The sequence below is a fragment of the Streptomyces sp. NPDC048436 genome, from assembly GCF_043200355.1.
Classification (GTDB): domain Bacteria; phylum Actinomycetota; class Actinomycetes; order Streptomycetales; family Streptomycetaceae; genus Streptomyces.
Map to the genome: position 1 here is coordinate 43375 of NZ_JBICXP010000014.1, position 26682 is coordinate 70056.

Annotated in this window: 24 protein-coding genes; 7 read left to right on the plus strand and 17 right to left on the minus strand. The window is 69.7% G+C overall.

All coding sequences use genetic code 11. The annotated features are described in order from the left end of the window. Positions 1–50 precede the first annotated feature (50 nt). A complete protein-coding gene (locus ACGFX9_RS33735) occupies positions 51–1787 on the plus strand; it encodes a GAF domain-containing protein (RefSeq protein WP_393482061.1) in 1737 nt (578 codons plus the stop codon). Between the two features lie 149 nt (positions 1788–1936). After that, complete coding sequence (locus ACGFX9_RS33740) at positions 1937–2974, plus strand: M23 family metallopeptidase (protein ID WP_393482064.1); 1038 nt, start codon at positions 1937–1939, stop codon at positions 2972–2974. 27 nt (positions 2975–3001) lie between these two features. Here ACGFX9_RS33740 and ACGFX9_RS33745 read toward each other — a convergent pair whose 3' ends face one another. The 7 genes from ACGFX9_RS33745 to ACGFX9_RS33775 form a co-directional block, all read right to left on the minus strand. Then, positions 3002–3889 carry a Cof-type HAD-IIB family hydrolase gene (locus tag ACGFX9_RS33745; protein ID WP_393482067.1) on the minus strand — a complete coding sequence of 296 codons (888 nt, stop codon included), beginning with the start codon at positions 3887–3889 and terminating at the stop codon, positions 3002–3004. A gap of 61 nt (positions 3890–3950) precedes the next feature. Further along, positions 3951–4874: an LLM class flavin-dependent oxidoreductase gene (locus ACGFX9_RS33750; RefSeq protein WP_393482070.1), complete on the minus strand. Its 924-nt coding sequence runs from the start codon at positions 4872–4874 to the stop codon at positions 3951–3953. 58 nt (positions 4875–4932) lie between these two features. Further along, on the minus strand, positions 4933–5499 hold the full coding sequence (locus ACGFX9_RS33755) for an RNA 2'-phosphotransferase (protein ID WP_393482073.1): 567 nt from the start codon (positions 5497–5499) through the stop codon (positions 4933–4935). A gap of 150 nt (positions 5500–5649) precedes the next feature. Continuing rightward, positions 5650–6603: a MerR family transcriptional regulator gene (locus tag ACGFX9_RS33760; protein WP_393482503.1), complete on the minus strand. Its 954-nt coding sequence runs from the start codon at positions 6601–6603 to the stop codon at positions 5650–5652. A gap of 91 nt (positions 6604–6694) precedes the next feature. Next, on the minus strand, positions 6695–7651 hold the full coding sequence (locus ACGFX9_RS33765; RefSeq protein WP_393482075.1) for a metal-dependent hydrolase: 957 nt from the start codon (positions 7649–7651) through the stop codon (positions 6695–6697). Continuing rightward, complete coding sequence (locus ACGFX9_RS33770; protein ID WP_393482078.1) at positions 7648–9429, minus strand: SDR family oxidoreductase; 1782 nt, start codon at positions 9427–9429, stop codon at positions 7648–7650. Before ACGFX9_RS33770 ends, ACGFX9_RS33765 begins: the two co-directional genes overlap by 4 nt. Then, positions 9426–10277: a M24 family metallopeptidase gene (locus ACGFX9_RS33775; protein ID WP_393482081.1), complete on the minus strand. Its 852-nt coding sequence runs from the start codon at positions 10275–10277 to the stop codon at positions 9426–9428. Before ACGFX9_RS33775 ends, ACGFX9_RS33770 begins: the two co-directional genes overlap by 4 nt. A gap of 253 nt (positions 10278–10530) precedes the next feature. Between ACGFX9_RS33775 and ACGFX9_RS33780 the strand changes: the two genes are divergently transcribed. Genes ACGFX9_RS33780 through ACGFX9_RS33795 form a run of 4 tightly spaced genes read left to right on the plus strand, consistent with a single transcriptional unit; the run spans position 10531 to position 14075 of the window. Then, on the plus strand, positions 10531–11541 hold the full coding sequence (locus ACGFX9_RS33780; protein ID WP_393482506.1) for an ABC transporter ATP-binding protein: 1011 nt from the start codon (positions 10531–10533) through the stop codon (positions 11539–11541). Next, complete coding sequence (locus ACGFX9_RS33785) at positions 11531–12436, plus strand: ABC transporter permease (protein WP_393482083.1); 906 nt, start codon at positions 11531–11533, stop codon at positions 12434–12436. Before ACGFX9_RS33780 ends, ACGFX9_RS33785 begins: the two co-directional genes overlap by 11 nt. After that, complete coding sequence (locus tag ACGFX9_RS33790) at positions 12433–13344, plus strand: ABC transporter ATP-binding protein (protein ID WP_393482085.1); 912 nt, start codon at positions 12433–12435, stop codon at positions 13342–13344. Before ACGFX9_RS33785 ends, ACGFX9_RS33790 begins: the two co-directional genes overlap by 4 nt. An 11-nt stretch (positions 13345–13355) precedes the next feature. Next, positions 13356–14075, plus strand: coding sequence for an ABC transporter permease subunit (locus ACGFX9_RS33795; RefSeq protein WP_393482088.1), 720 nt, complete (start codon positions 13356–13358; stop codon positions 14073–14075). A 300-nt stretch (positions 14076–14375) separates the two neighbouring features. On the opposite strand, the gene ACGFX9_RS33800 is transcribed toward ACGFX9_RS33795, so the two are convergent. From ACGFX9_RS33800 to ACGFX9_RS33840, 9 genes are all read right to left on the minus strand, one after another. After that, positions 14376–15200, minus strand: coding sequence for an HAD family hydrolase (locus ACGFX9_RS33800; RefSeq protein WP_393482091.1), 825 nt, complete (start codon positions 15198–15200; stop codon positions 14376–14378). Then, a complete protein-coding gene (gene serS / locus ACGFX9_RS33805; RefSeq protein ID WP_393482095.1) occupies positions 15197–16486 on the minus strand; it encodes a serine--tRNA ligase in 1290 nt (429 codons plus the stop codon). Before serS ends, ACGFX9_RS33800 begins: the two co-directional genes overlap by 4 nt. Before the next feature lie 625 nt (positions 16487–17111). Further along, entirely contained in the window at positions 17112–18047 is a 936-nt protein-coding gene (pheA, locus tag ACGFX9_RS33810; protein WP_393482098.1) for a prephenate dehydratase, read from the minus strand. A gap of 161 nt (positions 18048–18208) precedes the next feature. Further along, a complete protein-coding gene (gene efeB, locus ACGFX9_RS33815) occupies positions 18209–19441 on the minus strand; it encodes an iron uptake transporter deferrochelatase/peroxidase subunit (protein WP_393482101.1) in 1233 nt (410 codons plus the stop codon). 11 nt (positions 19442–19452) lie between these two features. Continuing rightward, positions 19453–21423: a copper resistance protein CopC gene (locus tag ACGFX9_RS33820; protein WP_393482104.1), complete on the minus strand. Its 1971-nt coding sequence runs from the start codon at positions 21421–21423 to the stop codon at positions 19453–19455. 14 nt (positions 21424–21437) lie between these two features. Then, positions 21438–21926 carry a copper chaperone PCu(A)C gene (locus ACGFX9_RS33825; protein ID WP_393482107.1) on the minus strand — a complete coding sequence of 163 codons (489 nt, stop codon included), beginning with the start codon at positions 21924–21926 and terminating at the stop codon, positions 21438–21440. Next, a complete protein-coding gene (locus ACGFX9_RS33830) occupies positions 21923–22573 on the minus strand; it encodes an SCO family protein (protein ID WP_393482110.1) in 651 nt (216 codons plus the stop codon). The genes ACGFX9_RS33825 and ACGFX9_RS33830 overlap by 4 nt, the downstream gene beginning before the upstream one ends. Positions 22574–22652: 79 nt before the next feature. After that, on the minus strand, positions 22653–23450 hold the full coding sequence (locus ACGFX9_RS33835; protein ID WP_393482113.1) for a YcnI family protein: 798 nt from the start codon (positions 23448–23450) through the stop codon (positions 22653–22655). A 168-nt stretch (positions 23451–23618) separates the two neighbouring features. Continuing rightward, complete coding sequence (locus tag ACGFX9_RS33840) at positions 23619–24446, minus strand: hypothetical protein (RefSeq protein ID WP_393482115.1); 828 nt, start codon at positions 24444–24446, stop codon at positions 23619–23621. A gap of 268 nt (positions 24447–24714) precedes the next feature. Here ACGFX9_RS33840 and ACGFX9_RS33845 point away from each other — a divergent pair, with 268 nt between their 5' ends. After that, on the plus strand, positions 24715–25155 hold the full coding sequence (locus tag ACGFX9_RS33845; protein WP_393482117.1) for an ATP-binding protein: 441 nt from the start codon (positions 24715–24717) through the stop codon (positions 25153–25155). A gap of 34 nt (positions 25156–25189) precedes the next feature. On the opposite strand, the gene ACGFX9_RS33850 is transcribed toward ACGFX9_RS33845, so the two are convergent. Continuing rightward, the gene (locus ACGFX9_RS33850) at positions 25190–26638 is read right to left on the minus strand and encodes a PLP-dependent aminotransferase family protein (protein ID WP_393482120.1); all 1449 of its coding nucleotides are present in this window, start codon (positions 26636–26638) and stop codon (positions 25190–25192) included. Between the last annotated feature and the right edge of the window lie 44 nt (positions 26639–26682).

A 26682-nucleotide genomic window follows, 5' to 3' on the forward strand; every position in this document is an offset into this window, starting at 1 on the left:
GTCCAGAGCTCCGACTTTCCTCGCTAAATAGGACTAACTACTCTCAAGGCATGTCAGCCCCATCGGCCTCCGCCGCCTCACCGCAACCCGACGGCACACCGGGCCCGATCGAGGCGGCGAAGAAGGCCACTCGCGGCCTCCAAGGACTCTCCCCCGAGCTGACCGCGCGCGTGCCGCAGCTGCTCGAAGCGATGCGCTCCGTCGGCGCCGGGCTCGAACTGCACGCCACGCTGGACCGCATCTGTGAGACGGCGGCCGAGCTCGCGGACGCCCACTACGCGGCGATCGGCGTTGTCTCCGAAGACGGAAAGGGGCTCTCCGACTTCGTCTACGTCGGCATCGGCGAGGAGGCGGCCGAGCGGATCGGGCGGCTGCCGGACGGGCACAAGGGTCTGCTCGGCGCCCTCATCCACCAGCCGGAGACCCTGCGCCTCGCGGACCTCGCCACCGACCCGCGCTCGTGCGGCTTCCCGGCCCACCATCCGCCGATGCGGACCTTCCTGGGCGTCCCTATCCGCGTACAGGGTGAGATCTTCGGCAACCTCTATCTCACCGAGAAGCGCAACGGCGCCGACTTCAACGACTACGACGTGCACATGGTCCGTGTCCTCGCGACGGAGGCGGGCATCGCCATCGGCAACGCCCGTCTCTACGAAGCCGCCATGCAGCGCGAGCGCTGGATCGACGGCTCCGTGGCGGTCACCACGGCACTGCTCTCGGGAAGCGACACGGAGGAGGCGCTCGCCGTCGTCGCCGAGCAGGCCCGCCATCTCGCCGACTCGGCCGCAGGGATCGTGCTTCTGCCCGACGAGGAGGGCGGCATGGAGATCGTGGCCGTCTCCTCGGAGCAACCCACCGGGGCGCTGGGCGTCATCGTCCCCCCGGAGAGCCGGATCGTCGCCGATCTGCTCGCCGGAGACGCCGTGTTCCTGGAGGACGCGGCCACGGATCCGCGCATCATGACCGACCTCGCCCGGGACTACGGCCCCGTCATGATGCTGCCGCTGCAGAGCGACGGCCGCGTCATGGGGACCCTCGTCACGCCACGCGCGCGTGGCGCCCGGCCGTTCAGCGAGACCGAGCGGACCCTCGCCACCCAGTTCGCCTCGCAGGCCGCGCTCGCGCTGATGATGGCCGAGGCGCAGCGCGACCGCGAACGGCTCGCGGTGTACGAGGACCGCGACCGGATCGCCCGGGACCTGCACGACCTCGTCATCCAGCGCCTGTTCGCCACCGGGATGATGCTGGAGAGCGCCCAGCGCAGGTCCGTCGTGCCCGAGGTGCAGACCGGTGTGGGCAAGGCCGTCGACGAGTTGGACGTGACGATCCAGGAGATCCGTACGGCGATCTTCGCCTTGCAGCAGGGCCCGGCCGAGGCGCCTTCAGGGTTGCGTACGCGTGTCCTGCGCGAGATCAACATGGCTGCCGTACCGCTCGGCTTCAAGCCCTCGCACCACTTCGTGGGCCCCGTCGACACGGTGGTCGGCGAGCTCTCCGGCAAGAACCTCATCGCGGCACTGCGCGAGGCACTGTCCAACGCGTTCCGGCACGCGGGGGCCGACCGCATCGATGTCGTCGTCGACGCCACGGTGACCCTTCCCGACGGGCATCGAGGCGTGCGCCTGACGGTCTCGGACGACGGGGTCGGCATCGCGGAGGGCGGCCGGCGCAGCGGCCTGAAGAACCTCAAGAGGCGTGCGGAGTCGCTCGGCGGGGACAGTTGGTACGGCCCGGGGATCGGGGATGACGGCGGCGGCACGACGGTGGTGTGGCAGGCGCCTTACTGAAAATGGCCTCTCCGGGAGGGGCGTTATCGAACCCTCCTCCCCGGGGGCCCTGTTCGGACGTACAGGAGTGCGCCGTTCGGGGCACCGCCTGCCCCAGGTGTACCAGTCGCGCAGGACCCGGTGACGGGGGCAGCGAAACGATCCTTGACATGCGCCTGAGCCACCGCGGTACCCACCCGCTCGTAGCTGTGACGGCACTCTTGTGCGCGCTCCTTAGCCCCACGCACGCCGGGGCCTCCGAAGGGCCGGACGCCAGTGGTGAGGTGGTGCGCCTCTACGAGGAGGCGTCCGCGGCGACCGTGCGCTACGAAGCGGGGCGGCGCGCCGCCAAGGCGCAACGGGCGAAGGTCCGGAAACTGGACCGACTCCTTACGAAGCAACGCCACGTGGTCGACGTTCTGCACGACGACCTCGGTCGCATGGCCCGCGCCCAGTACCGCACCGGCGGCGGCCTCCCCCAGACCGCCCAGCTGCTGCTCGCCGACAGCCCGGAAGAGTTGATGCGCGGTCAGCGGCTGATGGGGCAGGCGGATCTCGCCGTCACCAACGCCGTCGACAAGAGCCAGCGCGCCGCCGCCAGGCTCTCGACCGCAAAGCGCACCGCGGACCGCGCCAAGCGCACCCTCGACCGGCGCAGCGCGCGCCTCGCGAAGCTGAAGCGCGGAATCGAGAGCAAGCTGGCGTCGGCGCAGTGGACCCTGCAGAGCGAGGCCGACCGTTCGGTGGCGGCGGGTCGGTGCAGGGGAGCCGTACGCCTGGATCAGCCGGAAACGGCCTCCACGCGCGCGTGGACGACGCCCGTGGAGACGTACGAACTGTCGGCGGGCTTCGACAGCGCCGGTGCGCGCTGGACGCATCGGCACACAGGGCAGGACTTCGCGGTCGGCATCGGGGCTCCGGTGCGGGCGGTCGGCGACGGCCGGGTGGAGAGCGTGTCGTGCGGAGGCGGCTTCGGCATCGAGGTCGTGGTGGCGCACAAGAACGGCTACTACACGCAGTACGCACATTTGGCCGCCGCGGCGGTCGACCAGGGGGAGCGGGTACGCGCCGGGCAGTGGGTCGGGCAGGCGGGCACGACCGGCAACTCGACGGGGCCGCACCTTCACTTAGAGGTGCGGCTCACGCCGTATCTGGGGTCCGCGGTGGATCCGGAGAAGTGGCTGGCCGAGCGGGGGGTAGGGCTGTAGCGGCAGCGCGGGGGTCCGGCAGCGGCTTCAGCCGCCCCGCTGCTCGCTCAGGATCCGCTCGATGACGACCGCGACGCCGTCCTCGTTGTTGGCGACCGTGCGCCCCGACGCGGCGGCGATCACGTCCGGGTGCGCGTTGCCCATCGCGTACGACGTGCCCGCCCAGGTCAGCATCTCGATGTCGTTGGGCATGTCCCCGAAGGCGACGACCTCCTCGGGCGTGATGCCGCGCTCGGCGCAGCACAGCTCCAGGGTGCTGGCCTTGGATACACCCGGGCCGCTGATCTCCAGCAGGGCGCTCGGGCTTGAGCGGGTGATCTCGACCCGGCCGCGCACGGCCGCGCGGGCCACGACGAGGAAGTCGTCGGGCGTGAGTTCGGGGTGGTAGGCGAGGACCTTCAGGATGGGCTGGCTCGCGTCGTACGCGTCGTACGCGAGGAGCTTCTCCGCCGGGGCGACGCTCTCCCCGGGCTCCAAGTGCAGCGGCGGATACGTCGGTTCGTGGTGCAGCCCCCCGGTCCGCTCGACCGCGAAGGACGTGCCGGGCGCCGCCGCGCGCAGGACCTGGACGACGTCGAGCGCGTCCTCACGCCGCAGCTCCCGCACCTTGACGAAGCGATGGCCGCCGGAGCCGTCGTGCAGGTCGACGACTGCGGCGCCGTTGCCGCAGATGGCGAGGCCGTGCCCGTGGACGTGGTCGCTGACGACGTCCATCCAGCGGGCCGGGCGGCCGGTCACGAAGAACACTTCGATCCCGGCCTCCTCGGCGGCGGCGAGCGCGGCGACGGTGCGTTCGGACACGGACTTGTCGTCACGCAGCAGGGTGCCGTCCAGGTCCGTGGCGATCAGCCGGGCCATGGGCCGGTGGGGGGCGGGGGCGGCCGGGGTCCTGGGCCGTGGGGTAGCTGAGGTCACGCCATCGATTGTCCCGCATCTGGCTGCACGGGCGTGCGCTGGGGCGCACATCTGAGTGCCTTTACGCCCCCGTTGTGCCGCCTCCCAGCTGCCCGAGACTCTCCGTGGCGATCCGCTCGAAGACCTTCTCGTCGGCTGCGAAGTCCGTCCCCGGAAGCGGCCAGTGCAGGACGATCTCGTTGAAGCCCAGCTCAGCGTGGTTGCCGGCGAAGTCCACGAAGGCGTCGAAGGAGTCGAGGGGGCGCTCCGGGGTGAACCCGGTGAGGAGGATCTTGTCGAGCTCGGCGACGTCGCGGCCGATGGCGTCGCAGGCCGCGGCGAGCTTGTCGGCCTGTCCGCGGATGGCTTGAAGTGACTGCTCCGGGGTGCCGTTCTCGAAGAGCTTCGGGTCGCCCGTCGTCACCCACGCCTGCCCGTGCCGGGCGGCGAGCTTCAGGCCGCGCGGCCCGGTGGCGGCGACCGCGAAGGGCAGCCGGGGGCGCTGCACGCAGCCGGGGATGTTGCGTACCTCGGACGCCGAGTAGTGATCGCCCTCGTACGACACGACGTCTTCGGTCAGCAGGCGGTCGAGCAGCGGCAGGAACTCGCCGAAGCGGTCGGCCCGCTCGCGCGGGGTCCAGGGCTCCTCGCCGGTGCGGAGCAGCGCGGTGGCGTCGAAGCCGTTGCCGCCCGCGCCGATACCGAGGGTGATCCGTCCGTCGGACACGTCGTCCAGCGTGATCAGGTCCTTGGCGAGCGTCACCGGGTGCCGGAAGTTCGGCGAGGTGACGAGCGTGCCGAGGCGCATCCGGTCGGTGACGGCCGCGGCGGCGGTCAGGGTCGGCACCGCACCGAACCAGGGCCCGTCACGGAAGGTCCGCCAGGAGAGGTGGTCATAGGTGTACGCGGTGTGGAAACCGAGCTCCTCGGCCCGCTGCCAGCGCTCCTTGCCGCCCTCGTGCCAGCGGCGGACGGGCAGGATCACGGTGCTCAAACGCAAACTCATGTATCAGAGCGTATGCCCGCATGGAGTGCGGTCAGTGCGGACAGTGCGGTAAGCGCGGTCAGTGCGGGTCCGGGAAGCGGAGGTAGCCCGGGGGTACGGCTGCGGTGAGCCAGACACCGTTGGCGCTGACCTGGAAGACGTGCCCGTCGCGGTGCATCGCGCCGGTGTCCACGGAGAGCACGACGGGTCGCCCGCGGCGGGCCCCGACCCGGGTGGCGGTCTCGCGGTCGGGCGAGAGGTGCACGGCGTGGCGGTTCATGGGACGTAGGCCCTCGGCACGGATCGCGGCGACGCTGCGGGCCACCGTGCCGTGGAAGAGATACGCGGGCGGGGTCGCCGGAGGCAGTTTGAGGTCGACGTCGACGGAGTGGCCCTGGCTGGCCCGGATCCGGCCGTCCTCGACGGCGAAGCGCTGTTTGTCGTTGGCGGCCACCACGTGCTCCAACTCGGCACGGGTGAAACGGAAACCGTGTGCCGTCGCCGCGGCGATGAGGGTGTCGATCTCCACCCAGCCGCTCTCGTCGAGCGTGAGCCCGATCCTTTCGGGCTGATGGCGCAGGTGCTTGGAGAGGTATTTCGACACCTTCACGGTGCGTCGCTCGTCGGAGGGGGGTTCTCTATTCATCCATTCAGCCTCGCGCCGAACCGTTCTCCCCGCACTTCATTTTCGTCCACCGAGTCTTCATCCATGACTTTTGGCGCACAGGTTTGATCCACAGCCAAGTCCAGTTATCCACAGGGGAATTGACGATCCTGTGGACAACGAGTCGCCTATTTAGGCCTTTTGCTCAACTGATGGAATATTGCCCTGGTTTGCGGCAAGTGAGTCCAATGTCCTTGCCTGGACCTCCCGTTCCGTGGCCGCCGCGATGAACGCCGCCGCATGCTCGGAGCCAACCAGCCTCTCCACGGCTTGCATTGTCGAAGCGGGCAGGGACACGGGCAGGGCCTCATTCGTACGTTCGGTGAGTCGCCCAGAGGCGAGGTGGTGCTGGAGGTGACGCGTGGCAAACAGGCGCATGGCGCGCGCCAGTTCGGCGTCGACGGATTGCTGGGCCAGCGGCCGCAGGCGCCGGACGAGCGCGGCGGCTTCCGCGGCGTCCGCCTCGCTCGGCGGGAGGTGGCCGAGATAGCGAGCGAATACGTGCTCGGTCGTGAACTCCAGGAAACGGGAGGCTATGTGCTCAACCTGTCCCCTCAACTCCCTGAGATGGCCCGAGATAGCGGACAGAGGAACGCCCGCAGCGTGCAACTCGACGGCCACAGCCAGCTCTTGAGGGCTCGGAACGAGAAACTCCCCCTCCTGCCCCGGCACGGGTTCGAGCACGCCGAGCGCGATCGCGTCGGCGACCGCCGCCTCGTCCGGCTCACCGCCGAACGCCGCGTCCAGCTCCGCCCGGGTCATCCGGTCGGCCTTCTCATCCGTCCACGGGCCGTCGACCTCGGCCGCGAGCCCCAGGACGCCACCTAGACCACGGCCCGCGTCCCAGGCCTCGAGAAGCTCCTTGATGGAGGCCAGGGTGTAGCCCCGGTCGAGCAGGTCGGCTATCTGACTCAACCGCGCCAGGTGGGCGTCGCCGTACACATTGGACCGGCCGCGCCGCTCGGGCCGGGGGAGCAGCCCGCGGTCCTGGTAGGCGCGGATCGTACGGACCGTGGCGCCGCTGTGATGCGCCAGATCCTCGATGCGGTACTCCGCCGGTCTGTGCTCGGCGCCGTGGAACTCCACCGGCCGTTGCTCGGCACCGGGGTGCTCCGCCGGCCTCTGTTCCGCGCCCGACTGCTCGTCCACGCTCCCCGCCCCTCCGTAAAACCTCGTGCTAGGCGATGGCCGCCCTGCCGATCGCGGCCGCCGCGGCCCGTGCCGCGGGTGACTCGGCCAGATACTCGACGGCCTTGCGCAGCGAGCCTTCCTGCGAGGGATGGTACGACCGCCGCAGGTAGCGGGGTATGGCCGTACCGAGCTCCCGCCACGTCGGCAGCAGGCCCTTCCTGACCGCCTTGTTGTGCTCGGCCAGGGAGTAGCGAAGGCGCCCCGCCAACTGCGGGTCCCGGCGCATCAGATAGGCGGTGCCCCAGACCCACAGGTACAGCATCACGGGGGCCGTGACCGTCATGCCCGCGATGCGGCGGGCATAGCGCGGCAGGCCCTCGCCGCCGCAGTGCTGGTACATGTCGAAGGCGACCGAGCGGTGCTCGACCTCCTCCGCGCCGTGCCAGCGCAGCAGGTCGAGCATGACCGCGTCGGCGTCCGCGTGGTCCAGGCCATCGGCGTGCAGCACCCAGTTCCCCAGGACCGCCGTGAACTGCTCGATCGCCGCGACGACCCCGAGGCGGAAGCGCAGCCACTCCTGTGTCGGTATCGGAGCCCCCAGGGGCGGTTTCTCACCGAGGAGTTTCTCGAAGAGGAAGTCGACGTACTTCGTGAACGCGGCGGTGTCGAGCCGCTGCGCCGCCAGGTGGTCGAGCACATGCGCGTGCTGCACGCTGTGCGTGGCCTCCTGGCCCATGAACCCCTTGACGTCCTTGAGCAGCACCGGATCGGTGACCAGGGGCAGGCCTTCCTTGAAGACCTTCACGAACCACCGCTCCCCCGCCGGGAGCAGCAGATGCAGCACGTTGATGACGTGGGTGGCGGTCGGCTCGTCCGGTATCCAGTGCAGCGGGGTCTCTTCCCAGTCGAACGAGACCCGGCGCGGAACGATCGTGTAGTGCTCCTCGGTGTTCGTCTCAGCGTTCGTGTCGGCGTTCGTGCCGGTGCTCTTCTCCGTGCTCACAGCGGCGGCTCCAATCGGGCTATCGCACGCAGGGCCTTGGGCGTGAAGCGGGACATGAGGTGCGCGCCGCGTGCCTCCGGAGTGACGGGGACCACCGCCTGGTTCTTGACGACCGCGCGCAGGATCGCGTCGGCGACCTTCTCCGGCGGATAGTTCCGCAGGCCGTAGAGGCGCGCCGTCTTCTTCTGGCGGCGCTTCTCCTCTTCGGCGTCGACTCCGGCGAAGCGCGCGGTCGACGTGATGTTCGTGTTCACGAAGCCCGGGCATATCGCCGAGACACCGATGCCCTTGCCCGCGAGCTCGGCGCGCAGACATTCGCTGAGCATCAGGACCGCCGCCTTGGAGGTGCTGTAGGCGGGCAGGGCCTTGGAGGGCTGATACGCCGCCGCCGACGCGGTGTTGACGATGTGGCCGCCCTGGCCGCGCTCGGCCATCTGCTTGCCGAAGAGCCGGCAGCCGTGGATCACGCCCCACAGATTGACGTCGAGGACCTTCTTCCAGTCCTCGGCGCTCGTGTCGAGGAAGGACCCGGAGAAGCCTATCCCCGCGTTGTTCACCAGGACGTCGACGACTCCGTACTCCCTGGCGACCTTCTCGGCGAGCTTCTCCATGGCCTGCTCGTCGCTGACGTCGACCGTCTCACCCCAGGCCTCGGGGGAGCCGATCAGACGGGACATCTCCGCCGTGCGCGCAGCGCTCTCCGCGTCCCGGTCCACGGCCACGACGCGCGCGCCCGCCTCGGCGAACGCGAAGGCGGTGGCCCGGCCGATGCCACTGCCCGCGCCCGTGACCAGGACCAGCTGGCCCCCGAAGCGATCGGCGTGCTTTCCCGTGGCCACACGGGCGTTGGCGGACATACCGTCCTCATGGGTGCTGACGAACTCGGTGATCCAGGCGGCCAGTTGGTCGGGCCGAGTCCTCGGCACCCAGTGCTTGGCCGGGAGGCTGCGGCGCACCAGCTGCGGCGCCCACATCTCCAGCTCGTCATAGAGCCGCTCCGACAGGAAGATGTCGCCGGACGGCGTGATGAGCTGCACCGGCGCGTGCGCGTAGGCGTCCGCGCGGGGCCTGCGCAACCGCGCGCGGACGTTGTCCCGGTAGAGCCACGCTCCGTGCGCGGCGTCCGAGGGGAGCGAGGCCGTCGGATAGTCGCCCGACGGCACCTTCTCCACGCGTTCCAGGATCTTCGGCCAGCGCTTGCCGAGCGGTCCGCGCCAGGCGAGTTCGGGGAGGACCGGCGTGTGCAGCATGTACACGTACCAGGACTTGGCTCCCTGGCCGAGCAGCTGACCGACCTTGCGCGGAGTGGGCCGGGTCATCCGCTTCTTGATCCAGTGCCCGAAGTGATCGAGCGATGGCCCCGACATCGAAGTGAAGGACGCGATGCGCCCCTCGGTGCGCTTGACCGTGACGAACTCCCAGGCCTGCACCGAACCCCAGTCGTGCCCGACCAGATGCACCGGCTTGTCCGGGCTCACCGCGTCGGCGACGGCCATGAAGTCATCGGTCAGCTTCTCCAGCGTGAAGCCGCCGCGCAGCGGCTGCGGAGCCGTCGACCTGCCGTGGCCACGCACGTCGTAGAGCACGACGTGGAAGCGGTCGGCGAGGCGCACGGCCACCTCCGACCACACCTCTTTGGAGTCCGGATAGCCGTGCACGAGCAGCACGGTGGGCTGCGTGGGGTCACCGAGCTCGGCGACACACAGCTCCACTCCGCCCGTACGCACCCAGCGCTCACGGGCGTCCTTGATTCCCCCGGTGATGTCTCCCGTGCTCATGCGGCGGCCCTCTCCTCAGCCCAGCGCCGCACATGCGGCAGATCGTCATCCAGCCAGAACGCGCTCTGCTCGGGATCCTTGGAGTCGGTGACGACCAGGATCTCCTCGAACTTCGCGCCCGTACCCCGGAATCCGAGGTGCGGTTCGACCGCCCACAGCCCCTTCCGGGGCGGGTGGTCCGAGAATTTGTACGGCGACCACAGCGGCGACCAGCCGTCCCGGTGGCCATGGATCGCGTCGCTGGCCAATCCCTTCAGGGACTGGGTGCCGAACCCGAAGACATGTGGCGACCGCCGGCGCTCCTTGACCCGGTCGATCTTGTGCGCGATGACGCCGAAGGGATACGCCCGGTGGCGGTTGGCATAGCCCTGGCGGACCATGAGCCGGTCCACGTCCTCATAGATCTCGCGCAGCGTGCGGCCCTCACGCACCTCGCGCAGGAGCAGCTCGCGGTGCGCCTCCAGATCGGAGAGCAGCTTGTCGTGCACGGGATTGAGACCCAGGCAGCCCGAATAACCGATGTCCGCGGTGTAGCCCTTGTAGACCGGGGCCATGTCGAGGATGAACGGCATCCCCGGCTCCAGCCTGCGGTTGGTGGGGAAGAACTGCAGTGGTATCCGGAAGTTCACGAACGCCGTGCGGTCCCCGAACCAGGCGAAGGGCAGGTGGAACCAGTCCCGCACGCCCCTCTCCCGCAGCCACTCCCGCTGCATCCGCGCCGCCTCGCGCTCGGTCACTCCCGGCTTGAGCTGCGCCGCGACCGCCTCCGCGCATTCATACGCGAGGGTCTGTACTTCCCTGAACCCCCGCAGTTCCGCGGAGAGTTCGCTTGCCACTGCTGAGCTCATGCCACCGTCCGTCCGTGTCCGGTCCATCGCAGTACGCGCCCGTAACTTGACACTGATGAATGTGACAATGCTCAGCGGCTACGTCAATAGCTGCGCACGAGCCGGCCCCGACACCGGGGGAAGCCGCGGGGTATCCCCCAGGGGTCGACCTCAGGACGACCCTTACGGGCCCGTAATACCCGAGGTTGATACGAGGACAGCACTGTGGTCTGACGCCAGATGTGGCCTGCGCCACTACCTTCGAAATGTGACTGTGATCGCGACCGAAAGCCTGAGCAAGCGGTTCCCGAGGGTGACCGCACTTGACCGGCTCTCCATGGACATCGGGCCCGGTGTAACCGGACTCGTCGGGGCCAACGGAGCCGGCAAGTCCACACTGATCAAGATCCTGCTGGGTCTGTCCCCCGCCACGGAGGGCACCGCCGCCGTGCTCGGCCTCGACGTCGCCACCAGCGGTGGCCAGATCCGCGAGCGCGTGGGGTACATGCCCGAGCACGACTGTCTCCCACCCGATGTGTCGGCCACCGAGTTCGTCGTCCACATGGCACGCATGTCCGGACTGCCACCGACGGCGGCCCGTGAGCGCACCGCGGACACCCTGCGGCACGTCGGCCTGTATGAGGAGCGCTATCGCCCGATAGGCGGCTACTCGACGGGTATGAAGCAGCGCGTGAAACTCGCGCAGGCCCTCGTCCACGACCCCGACCTGGTCTTCCTGGACGAGCCGACCAACGGCCTCGATCCCGCGGGCCGCGACGAGATGCTGGGCCTGATCCGCCGTATCCACACGGACTTCGGCATCTCGGTCCTGGTCACCTCGCATCTGCTCGGCGAGCTGGAGCGCACCTGTGACCACGTCGTCGTCATCGACGGCGGCAAGCTCCTGCGGTCCAGCTCCACCACCGACTTCACCCAGACCACCACGACGCTGGCCGTCGAGGTGACGGACACCGACGAACACCCGGACGGCACAGAGGCGTTCGTCGAGGCGCTGAAGGGCAAGGGAATCGTCACCCACGAGGGAAGCGGCCTGCCCGGCGCGGGGCACACCGTGCTCCTCGAAGCGGGCGGCGACGAGACGTACGACCTGGTCCGCGACCTCGTGGCGGATCTTGGCCTCGGCCTGGTCCGGATGGAACAGCGCAGGCACCACATCGCGGAGGTCTTCCAGTCCGAACAAGCCGAGCAGTCCGGGCAGCCTCAGCAGTCCGGACGGCAGCCCGACCAGAATGAGCGGAAGGAGGCGGTCCGCCATGGCGGTTGAGCAGCCCCCGGTACACGCCGGCGAACAGACCCAGATCCACAACATCGGATATCGCAACTACGACGGCCCGCGCCTCGGCCGCGCCTACGCCCGCCGCTCGCTCTTCTCCCAGAGCCTGCGCGGGGCGTACGGACTTGGCCGCTCGGCCAAGTCCAAGGTCCTCCCGATGATCCTCTTCGCGGTGATGTGTGTCCCCGCCGCGATCATGGTGGCGGTCGCCGTGTCCACCAAGGCGAACGACCTCCCCCTCGACTACACCCGCTACGCGATCGTGCTGCAGGCCGTGATCAGCCTCTACCTCGCCGCCCAGGCCCCCCAGACGGTCTCCCGCGACCTCCGCTTCAAGACCGTCCCGCTCTACTTCTCCCGCCCCATCGAGCACAGCGACTACGTACGCGCCAAGTTCGCGGCGATGGCCTCGGCCCTCTTCGTGCTCACGGCCGCGCCGCTGCTCGTGCTCTACGTGGGAGCGCTGCTCGCCAAGCTCGACTTCGCGGACCAGACGAAGGGCTTCGCCCAGGGGCTCGTCTCCGTGGCGCTGCTCTCGCTCCTCTTCTCCGGCATAGCGCTCATCGTCTCGGCGATCACACCCCGCCGCGGCTTCGGTATCGCCGCCGTCATCGCCGTACTGACCATCAGCTACGGAGCGGTGTCCACGGTCCAGGCGATCGCCTACGAACAGGGCAGCACGGACGTCATCGCCTGGCTCGGCCTCTTCTCGCCGATCACGCTCATCGACGGCGTACAGACCGCCTTCCTCGGCGCGACCTCCGCCTTCCCCGGAGGGGAAGGCCCCTCGTCGGGCACAGGCGTGGTCTACGTGATCGTCGTCCTCGCCCTCATCGCGGGCTGCTACGGCGCACTGCTGCGCCGCTACCGAAAGGTCGGGCTGTGACCACCATCAACATCGACCACACCTCACGCTGGTTCGGCAACGTGGTGGCGGTCAACGACATCACGATGAACGTCGGCCCCGGCGTCACCGGTCTCCTCGGCCCGAACGGCGCGGGAAAGTCCACCCTCCTCAACATGATGGGCGGCTTCCTCGCCCCCTCCACCGGCAGCGTCACCCTCGACGCCAAGCCGATCTGGCGCAACGAACAGATCTACAAGGACATCGGCATCGTCCCCGAGCGCGAGGGGATGTACGACTTCCTCACCGGACGCGAATTCGTCGTCGCCAACGCCGAGTTGCACGGCCTGGACGAGCGGGCGGCGCACAAGGCCCTCGCCACGGTCGAGATGGAGTACGCGCAGGACCGCAAGATCTCGACGTACAGCAAGGGCATGCGCCAGCGCGTGAAGATGGCGTCCGCCCTCGTCCACGAACCGTCCGTCCTCCTGCTCGACGAGCCGTTCAACGGCATGGATCCACGCCAGCGCATGCAGCTGATGGATCTGCTGCGGCGCATGGGGGACGAGGGCCGCACGGTCCTGTTCTCCTCGCACATCCTCGAAGAGGTCGAGCAACTCGCCTCGCACATCGAGGTGATCGTCGCCGGCCGGCACGCGGCGAGCGGTGACTTCCGCAAGATCCGACGCCTGATGACGGACCGCCCGCACCGCTACCTGGTCCGTTCCAGCGACGACCGCGCCCTGGCCGCCGCACTGATCGCAGACTCGTCGACGGCCGGAATCGAAGTCGACCTCAAGGAAGGCGCCCTGCGCATCCAAGCCATCGACTTTCCCCGCTTCACCGCCCTGTTGCCACGCATAGCCCGCGATCAGGGCATCCGACTCCTCACGGTCTCGCCTTCGGACGAGTCCCTCGAGTCGGTCTTCTCCTATCTCGTCGCGGCCTGAAGGGAGCCATCGTGTACGACCCCACTGTCGCCCGGCTCACCTACCGGGCCCTGCTCGGCCGCCGCCGGGCTCTGATCCTCTTGGCCCTGCCCGTCCTGCTGATCGTCATCTCCGCCGCGGTCCGCGGCTTCAGCGGCGCTGACGACCAAGTCGCCGTCGACCTGCTCGGCGGCTTCGCGCTCGCCACGATGGTGCCGATCATCGGCGTCATCGCGGGCACCGGAGCCATCGGCCCGGAGATCGACGACGGCTCCGTGGTCTATCTCCTCTCCAAGCCGGTCAAGCGGCCCACGATCATCGTCACCAAGCTCACCGTCGCCATCGCCGTCACCATGGCCTTCTCGGCGGTTCCGACGTTCATCGCGGGCATGATCCTCAACGGCAACGGCCAGCAGATAGCCGTCGCCTACACGATCGCCGCCCTGGTCGCCTCCATCGCGTACGCGGCGCTCTTCCTGCTCCTGGGCACCATCACCCGGCACGCGGTGGTCTTCGGGCTCGTCTACGCCCTCGTATGGGAGGCGCTCTTCGGGACGCTGGTCTCCGGGGCGCGCACCCTCAGCGTCCAGCAGTGGGCGCTCGCCGTCGCCCAGAAGACCGCGGGCGGCGACCTGGTCACCTCGGATGTCGGCCTTCCGGTCGCCACGGTTCTCCTGGTCGCCGTCACGGTCCTCGCCACCTGGTTCGCGGGTCAGAAGCTGCGGTCGCTGACGCTGGCCGGGGAGGAGTAATTAATTCGGTGGCGGTCAATTCGGGGCGCGGGCACAGTAGTTGTGTCACCGCGCCACGAAACCGGCGCCCGCTTACTGGGAGAGGAGCCGACGTGTCCATCAGCAGACCGTCGAGTTCCCAGCAGGGCAGCCCGCGGCAGGCTTCGGAGTAGTTACTCACTCCGGGAAGCCCCGCCCACGGGGGAGTCGCCCGGGGCGGCCGCTTCGAGCGCGCGTTTCGCCGCGCGGGCCGCCCACCCAACGTCGCACTGAGCCGGGGCCGAATGTCGGTGCCCGGCTCAATGCGTGGCCAAGCGTCGGTCAGCCGAGAAGCTTTTCCAGCACAGCCGCGATGCCGTCGTCCTCGTTCGACGTCGTCACCTCGTCCGCCACCGCCTTGAGCTCCTCATGGGCGTTGCCCATCGCCACGCCGTGCGCCGCCCAGCCGAACATCGGGATGTCGTTGGGCATGTCGCCGAAGGCGATCGTGTCCGCCGCCTTCGCGCCCAGGCGGCGGGCCGCGAGGGAAAGGCCCGTCGCCTTGGAGAGGCCGAGGGGGAGCAGTTCGACGATCCCCTCGCCGGCCATCGTCACGCCGACGAGACCACCGGCCACCTGACGCGCCACCGCGGCCAGCGCGTCGTCGCTCAGGCCCGGGTGCTGGACGTACACCTTGTTCAGCGGGGCCGCCCACAGCTCGGCGACATCGGTGAACGGGACGGCGGGCAGCGGGCCCTCCTGGACCATGTATCCCGGGCCCACGATCACCTCGCCGTCGAGGCCGTCACGGCTCGCGGCAAGCGCCAGCGGGCCGATCTCCGCCTCTATCTTGGCGAGGGCGATGCCCGCCAGCTGCCGGTCCAGCGTGACCGAGGTCAGCAGTCGGTGCTCGCCCGCGTGGTAGACCTGCGCGCCCTGCCCGCACACCGCCAGGCCGTCATAGCCCAGGTCGTCGAGGATGTGCCGGGTCCAGGGCACGGCACGGCCGGTGACGATGATGTGCGCGGCGCCCGCCGCGGTGGCCGCGGTGAGCGCGTCGCGCGTACGCGCCGAGACCGTGTCGTCGGAGCGCAGCAGCGTTCCGTCGAGGTCGGTCGCGACGAGCTTGTACGGGAAGGACGGCGTGGCAGGAGCAGGGTGGCTCACTTGTTGATGGGCTCCAGGCTCTCTCGTCCCCCGAGATACGGACGCAGGACCTCGGGCACCCACACGGAGCCGTCGGCCTGCTGGTGGTTCTCCAGGAGGGCGACGATCGTGCGCGGGACGGCACAGAGCGTGCCGTTCAGCGTCGCGAGCGGCTGCATGACCTTCTTGCCGTCGCGGTTGTCGCGCATCCGGATCGACAGACGGCGGGACTGGAAGCTGTCGCAGTTCGAGGCGGAGGTCAGCTCGCGGTACTTGCCCTGCGTCGGGATCCACGCCTCGCAGTCGAACTTCCGGGAAGCCGACGCGCCCAGGTCACCCGTGGCCACGTCGATCACCTGGAAGGGCAGGCCGAGGCCGGTCAGCCACTGCTTCTCCCAGTCCAGGAGCCGCTGGTGCTCGTTCTCCGCGTCCGCCGGGTCGACGTACGAGAACATCTCGACCTTGTCGAACTGGTGCACGCGGAAGATGCCGCGGGTGTCCTTGCCGTACGTGCCGGCCTCGCGGCGGAAGCAGGGCGAGAAGCCCGCGTACCGCAGGGGCAGCTTGTCGGCGTCGATGATCTCGTCCATGTGGTAGCCGGCGAGCGCGACCTCGGAGGTTCCGACCAGGTAATAGTCGTCCTTCTCCAGGTGGTAGACGTTCTCGGCGGCCTGGCCGAGGAAGCCCGTGCCCTCCATGGCGCGCGGGCGGACAAGGGCGGGCGTCAGCATCGGGATGAACCCGGCCTCCGTCGCCTGCGCGATCGCCGCGTTCACCAGGGCCAGTTCGAGCAGCGCGCCGACGCCGGTCAGGTAGTAGAAGCGCGATCCGGAGACCTTCGCGCCGCGCTCGACGTCGATGGCGCCGAGAGCCTCGCCGAGCTCCAGGTGGTCCTTGGGCGTAAAGCCCTCGGCCGCGAAGTCGCGCGGGGTGCCGATCGTGTCCAGGACGACGAAGTCCTCCTCGCCGCCGACCGGGACGTCCGGGTGGACGAGGTTGCCCAGCTGACCCAGGAGACGCTTGGTCTCCTCGTCGGCCTCGTCCTGTGTGGCGTTGGCCGCCTTGACGGCGGCGGAGAGCTCGCCGGCCTTCTTCAGGAGCTCGGCCTTCTCGTCACCGGAGGCCTTGGGGATGAGCTTGCCGAGCGCCTTCTGCTCGGAACGGAGCTCGTCGAAGCGGAGCCCGGACGACCTGCGCCGCTCGTCGGCGGAGAGCAGGGCGTCGACGAGCGCGACGTCCTCTCCACGGGCGCGCTGGGAGGCGCGAACACGGTCGGGGTCCTCACGGAGCAGGCGAAGGTCAATCACCTCACCAGGCTACCGTCGAGCGGTTGCGGCCCACGACTCGATATTCCACTCTGTAGCGTTATGCCCTATTTGCCGGAATGGAATTTCGTAGGTCCCCGGGTCAATGGAAAGGGTGCCATTCCCCGAAATGGGGCAGAGGGGACTCGCTTCCTTGACCCGATCTCCTTGCGGGGAAGGGGACTTGAGAGGGCTTGGAGCCCTGGTTGTCCACAGGAATGTCCACTCCCGAAAAGTTATCCACAGGCTGTGCGAAAGATCTGTGGATGCCGGAAGTGATCGTTCCGAAAGCCGCATGCGGGACGAAGGATTCCCGGCCCAAACCACCCGCACACCCACTTTCGAGTGGAAATGGTTCGCTCCAAAGAGTTGATCAATGGAAAAGGGTGGACGAGGGGTGACGTGCGCGACTGTGGACGGACTTGCGGGGTGTAGGGCGATTTGTCGACCATGTCGTGGTTCGTTGTCGACTTGTCCCCAGGTCGAGAAGCGAGCCTGTGGATAACTTTGTGGACAACGTGAATCAGCAGGTAAGAGCGCTCGTAAGACTCGTACGACCACGCGTCAGGCCGCGTACGACCACCCCTCAAGCCTGCGTACGACTAACCGCCAGGCCTCGTACGTCCGCTCAGAACCGGCCGTCCTGGCACTGCGTCAGCCAGTCCGACGCCGCGAGGAACTCGCCATCGGTCGTCCCGGGCCGCAGCGGCCCTACGTCAGCGGGCGACACCCCCGCCCGCGGGTAGGACCCGAGGAAGCGCACCTGCGGGCAGATCCGCTTGAGGCCCATCAGCGCCTCGCCCACGCGGCGGTCCGTGATGTGGCCTTCGGCGTCCACGGAGAAGCAGTAGTTACCGATGCGCTGGCCGGTGGGCCGCGATTCGATCCGCATCAGGTTGACCCCGCGTACGGCGAACTCCTGGAGCAGTTCGAGCAGGGCGCCCGGGTGGTCGTCGCCGAGCCAGATGACCACCGAGGTCTTGTCCGCCCCGGTCGGCGCCGCGGGCCGGGCCGGGCGGCCGACCAGGACGAAGCGGGTCTCGGCGGTCGCCGCGTCGTGGATCTCCCTGACCAGCGGTTCGAGGCCGTACGTCGCCGCCGCGAATTCGCCCGCGAAAGCGGCGTCGAAGCGGCCCTCCTGGACCAGGCGCGCGCCGTCCGCGTTCGAGGCCGCCGACTCCCACAGGGCGTCCGGGAGGTTCGCGGCGAGCCAGTTGCGGACCTGGGGCTGGGCCACGGGGTGGCCGGTCACCGTCTTGATGTCCTTGAGATGGGTGCCCGGCCGCACGAGCAGCGCGAAGGCGATCGGCAGGACGACCTCGCGGTAGATCATCAGGGGCTCGCCCTTGGCGAGTTCGTCGACGGTGGTGGTGACGCCGCCCTCGACGGAGTTCTCGATCGGCACCAGCGCCGCCGCCGCGTCCCCGCTGCGGACCGCGTCGAGCGCGGCCGGCACGGACACCATCGGGACGAGCTCCCGGGTGGCCGCTTCCGGGAGCGTGCGGAGAGCGGCCTCGGTGAAGGTGCCCTCGGGGCCGAGATAGGTGTAGCGCATCGCCGACATACCGTCACCCTAATGGCCTGTACGTGGCATGGCTCACGCGTCTCATCACGCGGCGCCCGCCTCACGTACGAGCTCCCCCAAATGACATACGGCGCCCGTCCCACGTAGGAGCTCCCCGCGCGACATGCGGCGCCGACACCCACGTACGAAAGCGGCAGCCCTCACGCCTCCAGCAACCGCTGCCCCACGTACTCCCCCTTCGCGGCCCCGCCCGGCACCGCGAAGAGCCCGCTCGTCTCGTGCCGGATGAACTCCGACAGCGCGTCCCCCCGGTCGAGCTTGCGCTGCACCGGGACGAAGCCCCGGAGCGGGTCCGCCTGCCAGCACACGAAGAGCAGGCCCGCGTCCGGCTCGCCGCCCTTGTCGAAGCCGTCGTGGTACGAGAACGGGCGGCGCAGCATCGCGGAGCCGCCGTTCTGGTCCGGCCGTGTGATGCGGGCGTGGGCGTTGAGGGCGATGACGTACTTGCCGTCCGCGCCCGCCTTCTCCAGCTTCGGCTCGGTCGTCTCCGTGCCGCCGGTCAGCGGCGACCCGTCCGACTTGTGCCGCCCGATGACCGCCTCCTGGTCCCCCAGGCCGAGCTTCTCCCAGTCGTCGAGGAGCATCCGGATGCGGCGTACGACGACGTACGAGCCGCCCGCCATCCACGACGGGTCACCCGTGGCGGGCACATAGATCCGCCGGTCGAAGTCGTCCTGCGACGGCTTCGGATTGTTCGTGCCGTCGATCTGGCCCATCAGGTTGCGGGTCGTCATCGGCTGCGCGGTCGCGCCGGGAGAGCGGTTGAAGCCGTTCATCTGCCAGCGCACGCGCGCCGCGTCACCCGACTCCTTCTGGATCGCGCGCAGCGCGTGGAACGCCACGAGCGGGTCGTTCGCACCGATCTGCACCCACAGGTCGCCGTCGCTGCGCGCCTTGTCGAGGTGGTCGGAGGAGAAGTCCGGCAGCGGATCGAGCGCCGCCGGGCGCTGCTTCTCCAGGCCGGTGCGCCCGAAGAAGCTGTGGCCGAACCCGAAGGTGACGGTCAGCGAAGAGGGGCCCGCGTCGCGGGCGACGTCCGTGTCCTCGCCCGCGACGGCCTCGCCCGCCATGAGCCGCTCCGCCGTCGCCGACCAGCGGCGCAGCAGGGCCGCCGCCTCCTTGCGGCCCGCGCCTGCCGCCAGGTCGAAGGCGACGAGGTGGCCGCGGGACTGGACGGGCGTGGTGATGCCGGGCTGATGTTTCCCGTGAAACATGACCGTGTCCGCGCCAAGGGACGCCAGTGACGCCGCTTTCGCGGGAGTGTCCGAGGGCGCCGCGGCGTACCCGGCCGCGCCGCCCGCCGCGCCGAGCGCGAGACCGGTGGCGCCTGCGGTGCCGAGCAGCCGCCGTCTCGAAATCCCGTGGTCCGTCATGGTGGTTCCGTTCAGCCGATCTGCGCGTTCTTGTTCACGGTCACTTGGTCGATGTCGGACGTGCGTACGGTCACGGCGATCTTCCAGTTGCCCGCCATCGGAATCTGCACCCCGCTCGCGCTCCAGTGTCCGGTGGCGATGTGGTCGGGAGCGACGGGCAGCGGTCCGACGTCCTTCGACTTGAGGGTGAACGAGACCTTCACCTCGGGGATGTCGAAGGCGCTGCCGTTCGGCCGCTTCACGTAGAGGTGCATGTCGTTGCTGCCGGTGCGGCCCGGGTCCAGGTCGAGCTGCACGGTGCCCTTGCCGTCGTCGGATCCGGTGTCGAAGGGGATCTTGAGGGTGAGCGGGCCGGACCGCTGAGCGGCCGAGGCGGCCGTCTTCGAAGCGGCCGCTTCCTCCTCGGTGCGCCCGGGCTCGGTGGAGGTGAGGATCGTGGTGACGGCGAGCAGGACGACGGCGACGCCCGCCTCGGCGAGCACGGAGCGGCGCAGGCCCGACCGGTTCGGGTCCGCGTCGCGGATGCGCTTCTCGCGGGCGGTGCTCATGGCGGCCTGCTGGCGGGCGAGCTGGGCGGAGCGCTCGGAGTCCGGTTCCGCGCCCCCGGCGGGCACCGTGACCGGCTTCTTCTCCACGCGCTTGGCCGCGGCCTGCTTCTCGGCACGCTTCTCCAGCACGTCGGCCGCCGCGGCCTCCGGCGCAAGATCGCCCGCCTGGCCCGCGATCTTGGCCGTCCAGCGCCGCGATATCCAGGCGATGCCGACGAGTACGACGACCAGGCCGATCTTGACGAGGAGGAGCTGTCCGTACGACGTACCGGTGAGCGCCGACCACGAGCCGACCTGCCGCCACGACTGGTAGAGCCCCGTCGCGGCCAGGGCGACGACGCTGCAGAACGCCACGCGTGAGAAGCGCCGCGCCGCCCCTGCCTCCACCGAAGGCGCGAAGTAGAGGGCGACGACCAGGGCGGCGAGCCCGCCGAGCCAGGCGGCGACGGCGAGCAGATGTACGACGTCCACCGGCATGGCGAGCGCCGCCTGGATGCCGGTCGACGCGTGCTCGGCCATGGCCCAGGTAGCGGCGAGCCCGACGGCCACGACACTGCCGCCGATCGCGAGCCCGAAGGTGAGGTCCTTGCGCTCCTTGGGGTCAGTTCGCTTTTCGTACGCACCGAAAAGCACCGCGATGAAGAGGGCGGCCGCGGCGAGGAGCAGCAGTCGTGAGACCAGTGCGGCGCCCGTCTTCGTCTGGAGCACGTCGCCGAGCTCGGCCATGTCGAAGGCGTCGGCGAGCTTCCCCGAGCCGGTGTAGGGGGCGCGCAGCAGCAGCATCACGAGGGTGGACGCGGTGAGCGTGACCCAGCCGGAGACCACCAGGCGCTGCACGGGCCGTACCCCGGCGCCGCGCGGCCAGCAGCCGAGGACGAAGGCCGCCCCGCCGACGACGAGGATGAACCCGGCGTACGAGAGGTAGCGCGCGAAGCCGTAGAGCCCGCCGACGAATCCGCCGCCCACTTCCTGGTCCGGCAGCGCGACCTTCGTGTCGGACGGCGCGCCCACGGAGAAGGTGTAGGCCCCGGAGATGGGATGGCTGTCGGCGGACACGACCTGGTAGGCGACGGTGAAGGTGCCGTCAGGCAGCCCCTTGTGCAGCGGCACGCCGTACGTGTTCGACCCGAGGTCACTGGTCTTGCCGGTGTCGACGCGCTTGCCGGCCGGGTCGAGCACCCGTACGGAGCCGTCGGACATGGCGACCTTCTCGGAGAAGGTAAGCGCCACGCGGGTGGGCGCCTTGTCGACCACCGCCCCCTGCTTGGGGTCGCTGCCCGTCAGCGCGGCGTGCGCGGAGGCGGGGGCCGCCGCGGCCAGCAGGGCGCCGAGGAAGACGGCGACGACGAGCAGGAGCCGCCCGATGGACGGGGCCGCCCGGAAGCGGGCAGAGGTCCCGGAGCGAGCTCCACAGCGGGGAGCGATGGTCTGCATCAACAGTCAGTCCCTCAGTGCGACGTGTGCTTGCCGGGCTTGGGGTTGTACGTGGCTGCCTTCACCGGAACCTCAATCTCGATGGGGTCCGACTTCTCGAAGTGCAGCGTCACAGCGACCTTGTCGCCCTGCTTCGGCTTGTGCTTGAGCTCCTCGAACATGAGGTGGTTGCCGCCCCGCGCGAAGTCGAGTTCGCCGTTCGCCGGCACGGCGAACGACTTCTGTTCCTTCATCGCGTTGCCCTTGGTGCTGTGCAGCGTGACCTTCTCGGCGAGCGCACTGGTGACGGAGGTGAGCTTGTCGGCGCCGCCCTTGTTCGTGACGGTGAAGAACCCGGAGGCCATGGTGTCCATGGCGGGCTCCGGGATGAAGGCGCCTGCGACCTTGAGCTCAGGCAGCTCGGGCTTGTCCGATGCCTTGTCGGCGGACGCGTCCGAGCAGCCGGCGAGGGCGAGCCCCGCCGTCAGTGCCAGGGCGCCGCCGGTGAGGATGCGGCGGTTCACGGAGTCGCTCCCTTGATGATCTTGGGGAGGTCCTTGGTGTAGTCGTCCACGGTGGTGTCCTCGCCGTACAGGAGGTAACCCTTGTCGCTCTTCGGCGAGAACGCGACGACCTGCGTGCCGTGCATCGAGACGACCTTGCCCTTCTCCTTCTTGGAGGGCTCGATGCTGATGCCGAGGGTGCGGGCGCTGCCCTGGATGGTGTCGAAGTCACCGGTCAGGCCGACGAAGTCGGTGTCCTGGGCCTTGAGCCACTTGCCGAGGGTCGCGGGGGTGTCGCGCTTGGGGTCGGTGGTGACGAAGACGACCTGGAGCTTGTCCTGTTCGGCCTTGGGCAGCTGCTTCTTGGCGACGGCGATGTTGCTCATCGTCAGGGGGCAGACGTCCGGGCAGTTGGTGTAGCCGAAGTAGATGAGCGTCGGCTTGCCCTTGGTCCGCGCGCGCAGGTCGTACTTCTTGCCGTGGGTGTCCGTGAGGACGAGGTCCGGCTTCTCGAAGGGCTTGTCGAGGATGGTCGCGGCCTTGTCGCCGTTGGACTCGACGGAGACGTCGGCGACGGGCTTCTTGCTGTCGTCACCGCTGCCGCAGGCGGACAGGGTGAGGGTGGCCGCGGCCAGCATGGCGGCGGCGAGCAGCTTCTTCTTGCGCATACGAAAATGTCCCAGATGTGAGGGGGCCCGGGCGCACCGGGGGCGGTCGTACGCCCCCGGTGCGGCCCGAAGGGGTGGCTCAGCTGTTGGTGCGACGGCGTCCGGCGAGGACACCGAAGGCCACGCCGGCGGCGCCGACGACGATGCCGACGACGCCGAGGACGCGAGCGGTGGAGTCACTGCTGTCGGAGGAGGCGGCGGACTCGCTCTTGTCGTCCTTCTCGTCCGACTTCGCGTCGTCCTTGGCGTCGTCGTGCGACGCGGCGGCGCCGTGGCCGTCCTCGGAGGCGGCGCTCAGCGCGAGGGCAGGTGCCGGGTGCTCCGGCTCCTCCTGGCCCTTCTTCTGCGGCTCGATCCAGCGGACGACGTCCTTGTTGTCGTACGTCTGGACGGCCTTGAAGACGAGTTCGTCGGCGTCCTCGGGGAGAGCGCCGAGGGAGAGCGGGAACTTCTGGAAGGTGCCCGGCTGGACGCCCTTGCCGTCGGCGGTCCAGGTCACCTTGGAGACGGCCTCGTCGATCTTCTCGCCGTGCATCTCCAGCGGCTTGTCGAGCTTCGTTTTGGTGACCTTCGCGGTCCAGCCGGGTACGGGCTGCGTCATCACGGAGGCGAGTGGGTGGTCCTCGGGGAAGGAGACCTCGACCTTGTTGGTCGAGGCGTCGTCCATCTCGTTCGGCACCTTGAAGTTGACCGTGGCGTAGCCGCCCTTGGCGGCCTCGCCCTCCGCCGTGACGCTGACGTGCGCGAAGGCGGGGACGGAGAGGAGCAGGACGGCGGAGGCGGCGACGCCACCGACGACGGAGACGCGGGAGGCCTTGACGGCGGACAGCGAAGACCGAACGGACGCAGAAAGGACAGACGCGGACAGAACAGACATGGGAACGCTCCACTTTTCAGCAACGGTGACCGAGTGACCGGCGATCGAGCAGCCGGTGATCAAGCGATCAGGGGAGAGTGCGCGCGGCGCGAACTGGGAGGGCACGCGCGCGTGGATGCCGCCGGCCGTGAGGCACCTCTCCGTAGTGCTGTGGTGAAGTGCGTCGCGTCAGGCAGCGAGTTCTGGTGCGGCTGCGGTCGGCGGACCGCGCCTGATCACCGTGTGCTGGAGCGCGGTGGTGTGCGGCTTCGGCGGTACGCGGAAGGCCGTGCGCGGGGTCCGGAGAGCCGTGAAGGCAGCCCCAGGCAGCCCGGCACGCAGGGAGCGCACGAGAGCGAGCGCCCCGCGCAGGGAACGCATGAGCGCCCCTTCGGCGACTCCGTACGCCCCGTGCGCCGAGAGCCGGACGAGCCGGAGCAGCGCGATGTCACCGCGGCGCAGCAGCCATCCGGCGGCGACGGCGGCGAGTACGTGCCCCAGGAGCATCGGAAGCGACGGAAGCAGCGACATCGAGTCCATCGCGGTGTCCGCCGCGGTGGCCGGGGCGCTGTGATGCATGGCATGCCCTGCGCCCGCGCTCCCGCCGCCGGGCTGTACGCCCGCCGTCGTCAGGATCCGCTGGGCCTGGGCGGGGCTGAGGTTGGCGACGCCCGCGCCGCACACCAGGTGCGCGGCCCGCTCCACCAGGGACACGTCGGTGGAACCCGCCACCGTGCCGCCGTGCTGGCCAAGGCCGAAGAGCGCGTGCAGTCCCACCTGCCCGGCAGCGAGCGCGGCGACGATGCCCGGCAGTGAGCGCTCACGTCCGGCGAGTGGTGCCGCGACGGCGAGGACGGCGAGGAATCCGGCGCCGAGCGTCCACAGCGGGACGGCGGCGCAGGAAGCGAGCACATGGCCCCCGGCGGACAGCACGACGCAGAGCACGGCGAACACCGCTGCTCTCAGCAGCCGGAGATCGGCTCCGTCGCGCGCTTCACGCTGGTGGGGGGCAGTCATGGCCGGGCCATCATCGCACTGGGCTCAACCGCCGCGTACGGCAGGTCCGCAAGCTCCCGTGGATACCGATGGGCCCCGATGGGTACCCGAGAGCGACGAATGGGCGCCTTTGGGGGGCGCACGAGCGGCTCGTGGGTGACGTTTCTACACCCTCCACCGCCGTCCGCGCGTCGGCCGTATGGGCGGCATCACGTCAACTGTGCGCTTATACACGGGCGCTTACGGCAATACGTATCGGTATGTCGAGCCGCGGCCAGGAGGCTGGAGCATGAGCATGTGGTGGTCTCTCCATTTGCGGCGCGAAGCTGCGAGCGTCCCGCTTGCCCGCCGGTTGCTGATCGGCACGATGGAGACCGCCGGGGTGGACCCGGACGTCTCCTACGACCTGTCGGTGGCCCTCAGCGAGGCCTGTGCCAACGCGGTCGAGCATGGCGGGGCGCAGGTCCCCGAAGGCGCGCCGGGGGCATATCGGGTGACGGCCTACCTCGACGGCGAGAAGTGCCGTATCGAAGTGGCCGATTCCGGTCCGGGATTCGTTCCCGTGGGGGCGCCCGCCCCCGACACCGCCGAGCACGGACGGGGTCTGTTCCTCATCCAGGAGCTCGCTGATCATGTGCACTTCGGCAACAAACCCGGCCGGGGCGGCGCGGTGATCAGCTTCGACAAGATTCTCAAATGGCGCGAGGACACGCCTCTCGTGACTGCCTGAGAGCGCCCGCGGGCCCGCCTGGGCCTCACACGGGTCAGTCGGGCGGCAGAGCCCTGCACAGGGCTTCGAGCGCCGCCGCGTAGGCGTGCTCGGGCGGCGTGGAGTAGCCCACGACCAGACCGTCGTGCGCGGGCATCGTGGCCTCCGGGTGGCGGAAGTCGGCGAGACCCTCCAGCGCAAGACCCTGCCAGGCGGCGGCCTTCGCCGTGGACTGCTCGGTGCCGGGCGGCAGCCGCAGGACGGCGTGCAGGCCCGCGGCCACTCCGGTCGGGCTGATGTGCGGGGCGTGCGCGGCGAGGGCGGCGACGAGCTGATCGCGGCGGTGACGGTAGCGCTGACGCATACGGCGGATGTGGCGGTCGTAGTGGCCCGACTCGATGAGGTCGGCGAGCGTGAGCTGGTCGATGACGCTGACCCATGCCTCCCGTTCGCCCTTCGCCGCGAGCACTCCGTCGATGAGGTGTTCGGGCAGAACGAGCCAGCCAAGGCGCACACCCGGGGAGAGGCTTTTGCTGACCGAGCCCATGTAGACGACGAGTTCGGAATCCAAACCCTGTACGGCGCCCACCGGCTCACGGTCGTAGCGGAACTCGCCGTCGTAGTCGTCCTCCAGGAGGAGCCCGCCCCGGGTGCGCGCCCAGTCGATCACCGCCGCGCGCCGGGCCGGGTGCAAGGGTCCGCCGGTCGGGAACTGGTGTGCGGGCGTGAGCAGTACACCCCGGGTCCGCTGACTGTCGGTCAACTCCTCGATCCGGGCGCCCTTTTCGTCGAGGCCGAGCGGGACCGTCCGTACGCCGGCGGTCTCCAGGATCGAGCGGTGGAAGCCGAGGCCGTACGACTCCACGGCAAGGGGACCTCGCAGCATCCCGCCTCCCCCGCTCCCGAACAGCAGCCGCAGGCCGTGCGCGAACCCGGAGCACACCACGATCCGCTCCGGGTCGGTGCGCACCCCCCGGGCACGCCCCAGATATCCGGCGAGCGCCCGGCGCAGCTCGATGCGGCCTTGCGGATCACCCGGCCCGAAGGCCTCGTTCGGCGCGGAGTTGAGGGCACGCCGGGCCGCGGCGAGCCAGGCGGTGCGCGGGAAGGACGCGGCGTCCGGCTGACCTTGACGCAGGTCGTACGTGGGCGGGGCGGGGGTGGCGGGCCGGGAGGCGGCGCGTGACGGGACGCGTCTGGGGCCCCGGGTGCGCGGCGGAGGCGACGCCCGCTCGGCCACCCGTGTGCCGGAGCCCTGCCGTGCGGTCAGCCAGCCCTCGGCGACGAGTTCGGCGTAGGCCTCGGCGACGGTGTTGCGGGCGATGCCGAGATCGGCGGCGAGGGAGCGGTAGGGCGGCAGCCGCGTCCCCGGAGCGAGCCGTCCCTCGCGCACGGCGTCCCGAAGCGCGCGGATGAGGACGGCGCGGCGGCCGCCTGCTCCGGAGAGCTCCAGGTGCAGGTCACTCCCGATGCGCTCGGCCAAATTGACCCATGATTCTGGCATGGAAATGCACCCTACCCAAGGTCTATCGCGCCCGTAGATTCATG

Bases quoted from the DNA above. Each gene is read 5' to 3' on its own strand.
- ACGFX9_RS33845 (WP_393482117.1), top strand. From the start codon at position 24,715: ATGAGCATGTGGTGGTCTCTCCATTTGCGGCGCGAAGCTGCGAGCGTC.
- ACGFX9_RS33830 (WP_393482110.1), bottom strand. From the start codon at position 22,573: ATGCGCAAGAAGAAGCTGCTCGCCGCCGCCATGCTGGCCGCGGCCACC.
- pheA (WP_393482098.1), bottom strand. From the start codon at position 18,047: ATGTCGGCGATGCGCTACACCTATCTCGGCCCCGAGGGCACCTTCACC.
- ACGFX9_RS33850 (WP_393482120.1), bottom strand. From the start codon at position 26,638: ATGCCAGAATCATGGGTCAATTTGGCCGAGCGCATCGGGAGTGACCTG.
- ACGFX9_RS33755 (WP_393482073.1), bottom strand. From the start codon at position 5,499: ATGAATAGAGAACCCCCCTCCGACGAGCGACGCACCGTGAAGGTGTCG.
- ACGFX9_RS33840 (WP_393482115.1), bottom strand. From the start codon at position 24,446: ATGACTGCCCCCCACCAGCGTGAAGCGCGCGACGGAGCCGATCTCCGG.
- ACGFX9_RS33750 (WP_393482070.1), bottom strand. From the start codon at position 4,874: ATGAGTTTGCGTTTGAGCACCGTGATCCTGCCCGTCCGCCGCTGGCAC.
- ACGFX9_RS33740 (WP_393482064.1), top strand. From the start codon at position 1,937: ATGCGCCTGAGCCACCGCGGTACCCACCCGCTCGTAGCTGTGACGGCA.
- ACGFX9_RS33835 (WP_393482113.1), bottom strand. From the start codon at position 23,450: ATGTCTGTTCTGTCCGCGTCTGTCCTTTCTGCGTCCGTTCGGTCTTCG.
- ACGFX9_RS33785 (WP_393482083.1), top strand. From the start codon at position 11,531: ATGGCGGTTGAGCAGCCCCCGGTACACGCCGGCGAACAGACCCAGATC.
- ACGFX9_RS33775 (WP_393482081.1), bottom strand. From the start codon at position 10,277: ATGAGCTCAGCAGTGGCAAGCGAACTCTCCGCGGAACTGCGGGGGTTC.
- efeB (WP_393482101.1), bottom strand. From the start codon at position 19,441: ATGACGGACCACGGGATTTCGAGACGGCGGCTGCTCGGCACCGCAGGC.
- ACGFX9_RS33770 (WP_393482078.1), bottom strand. From the start codon at position 9,429: ATGAGCACGGGAGACATCACCGGGGGAATCAAGGACGCCCGTGAGCGC.
- ACGFX9_RS33820 (WP_393482104.1), bottom strand. From the start codon at position 21,423: ATGCAGACCATCGCTCCCCGCTGTGGAGCTCGCTCCGGGACCTCTGCC.
- ACGFX9_RS33735 (WP_393482061.1), top strand. From the start codon at position 51: ATGTCAGCCCCATCGGCCTCCGCCGCCTCACCGCAACCCGACGGCACA.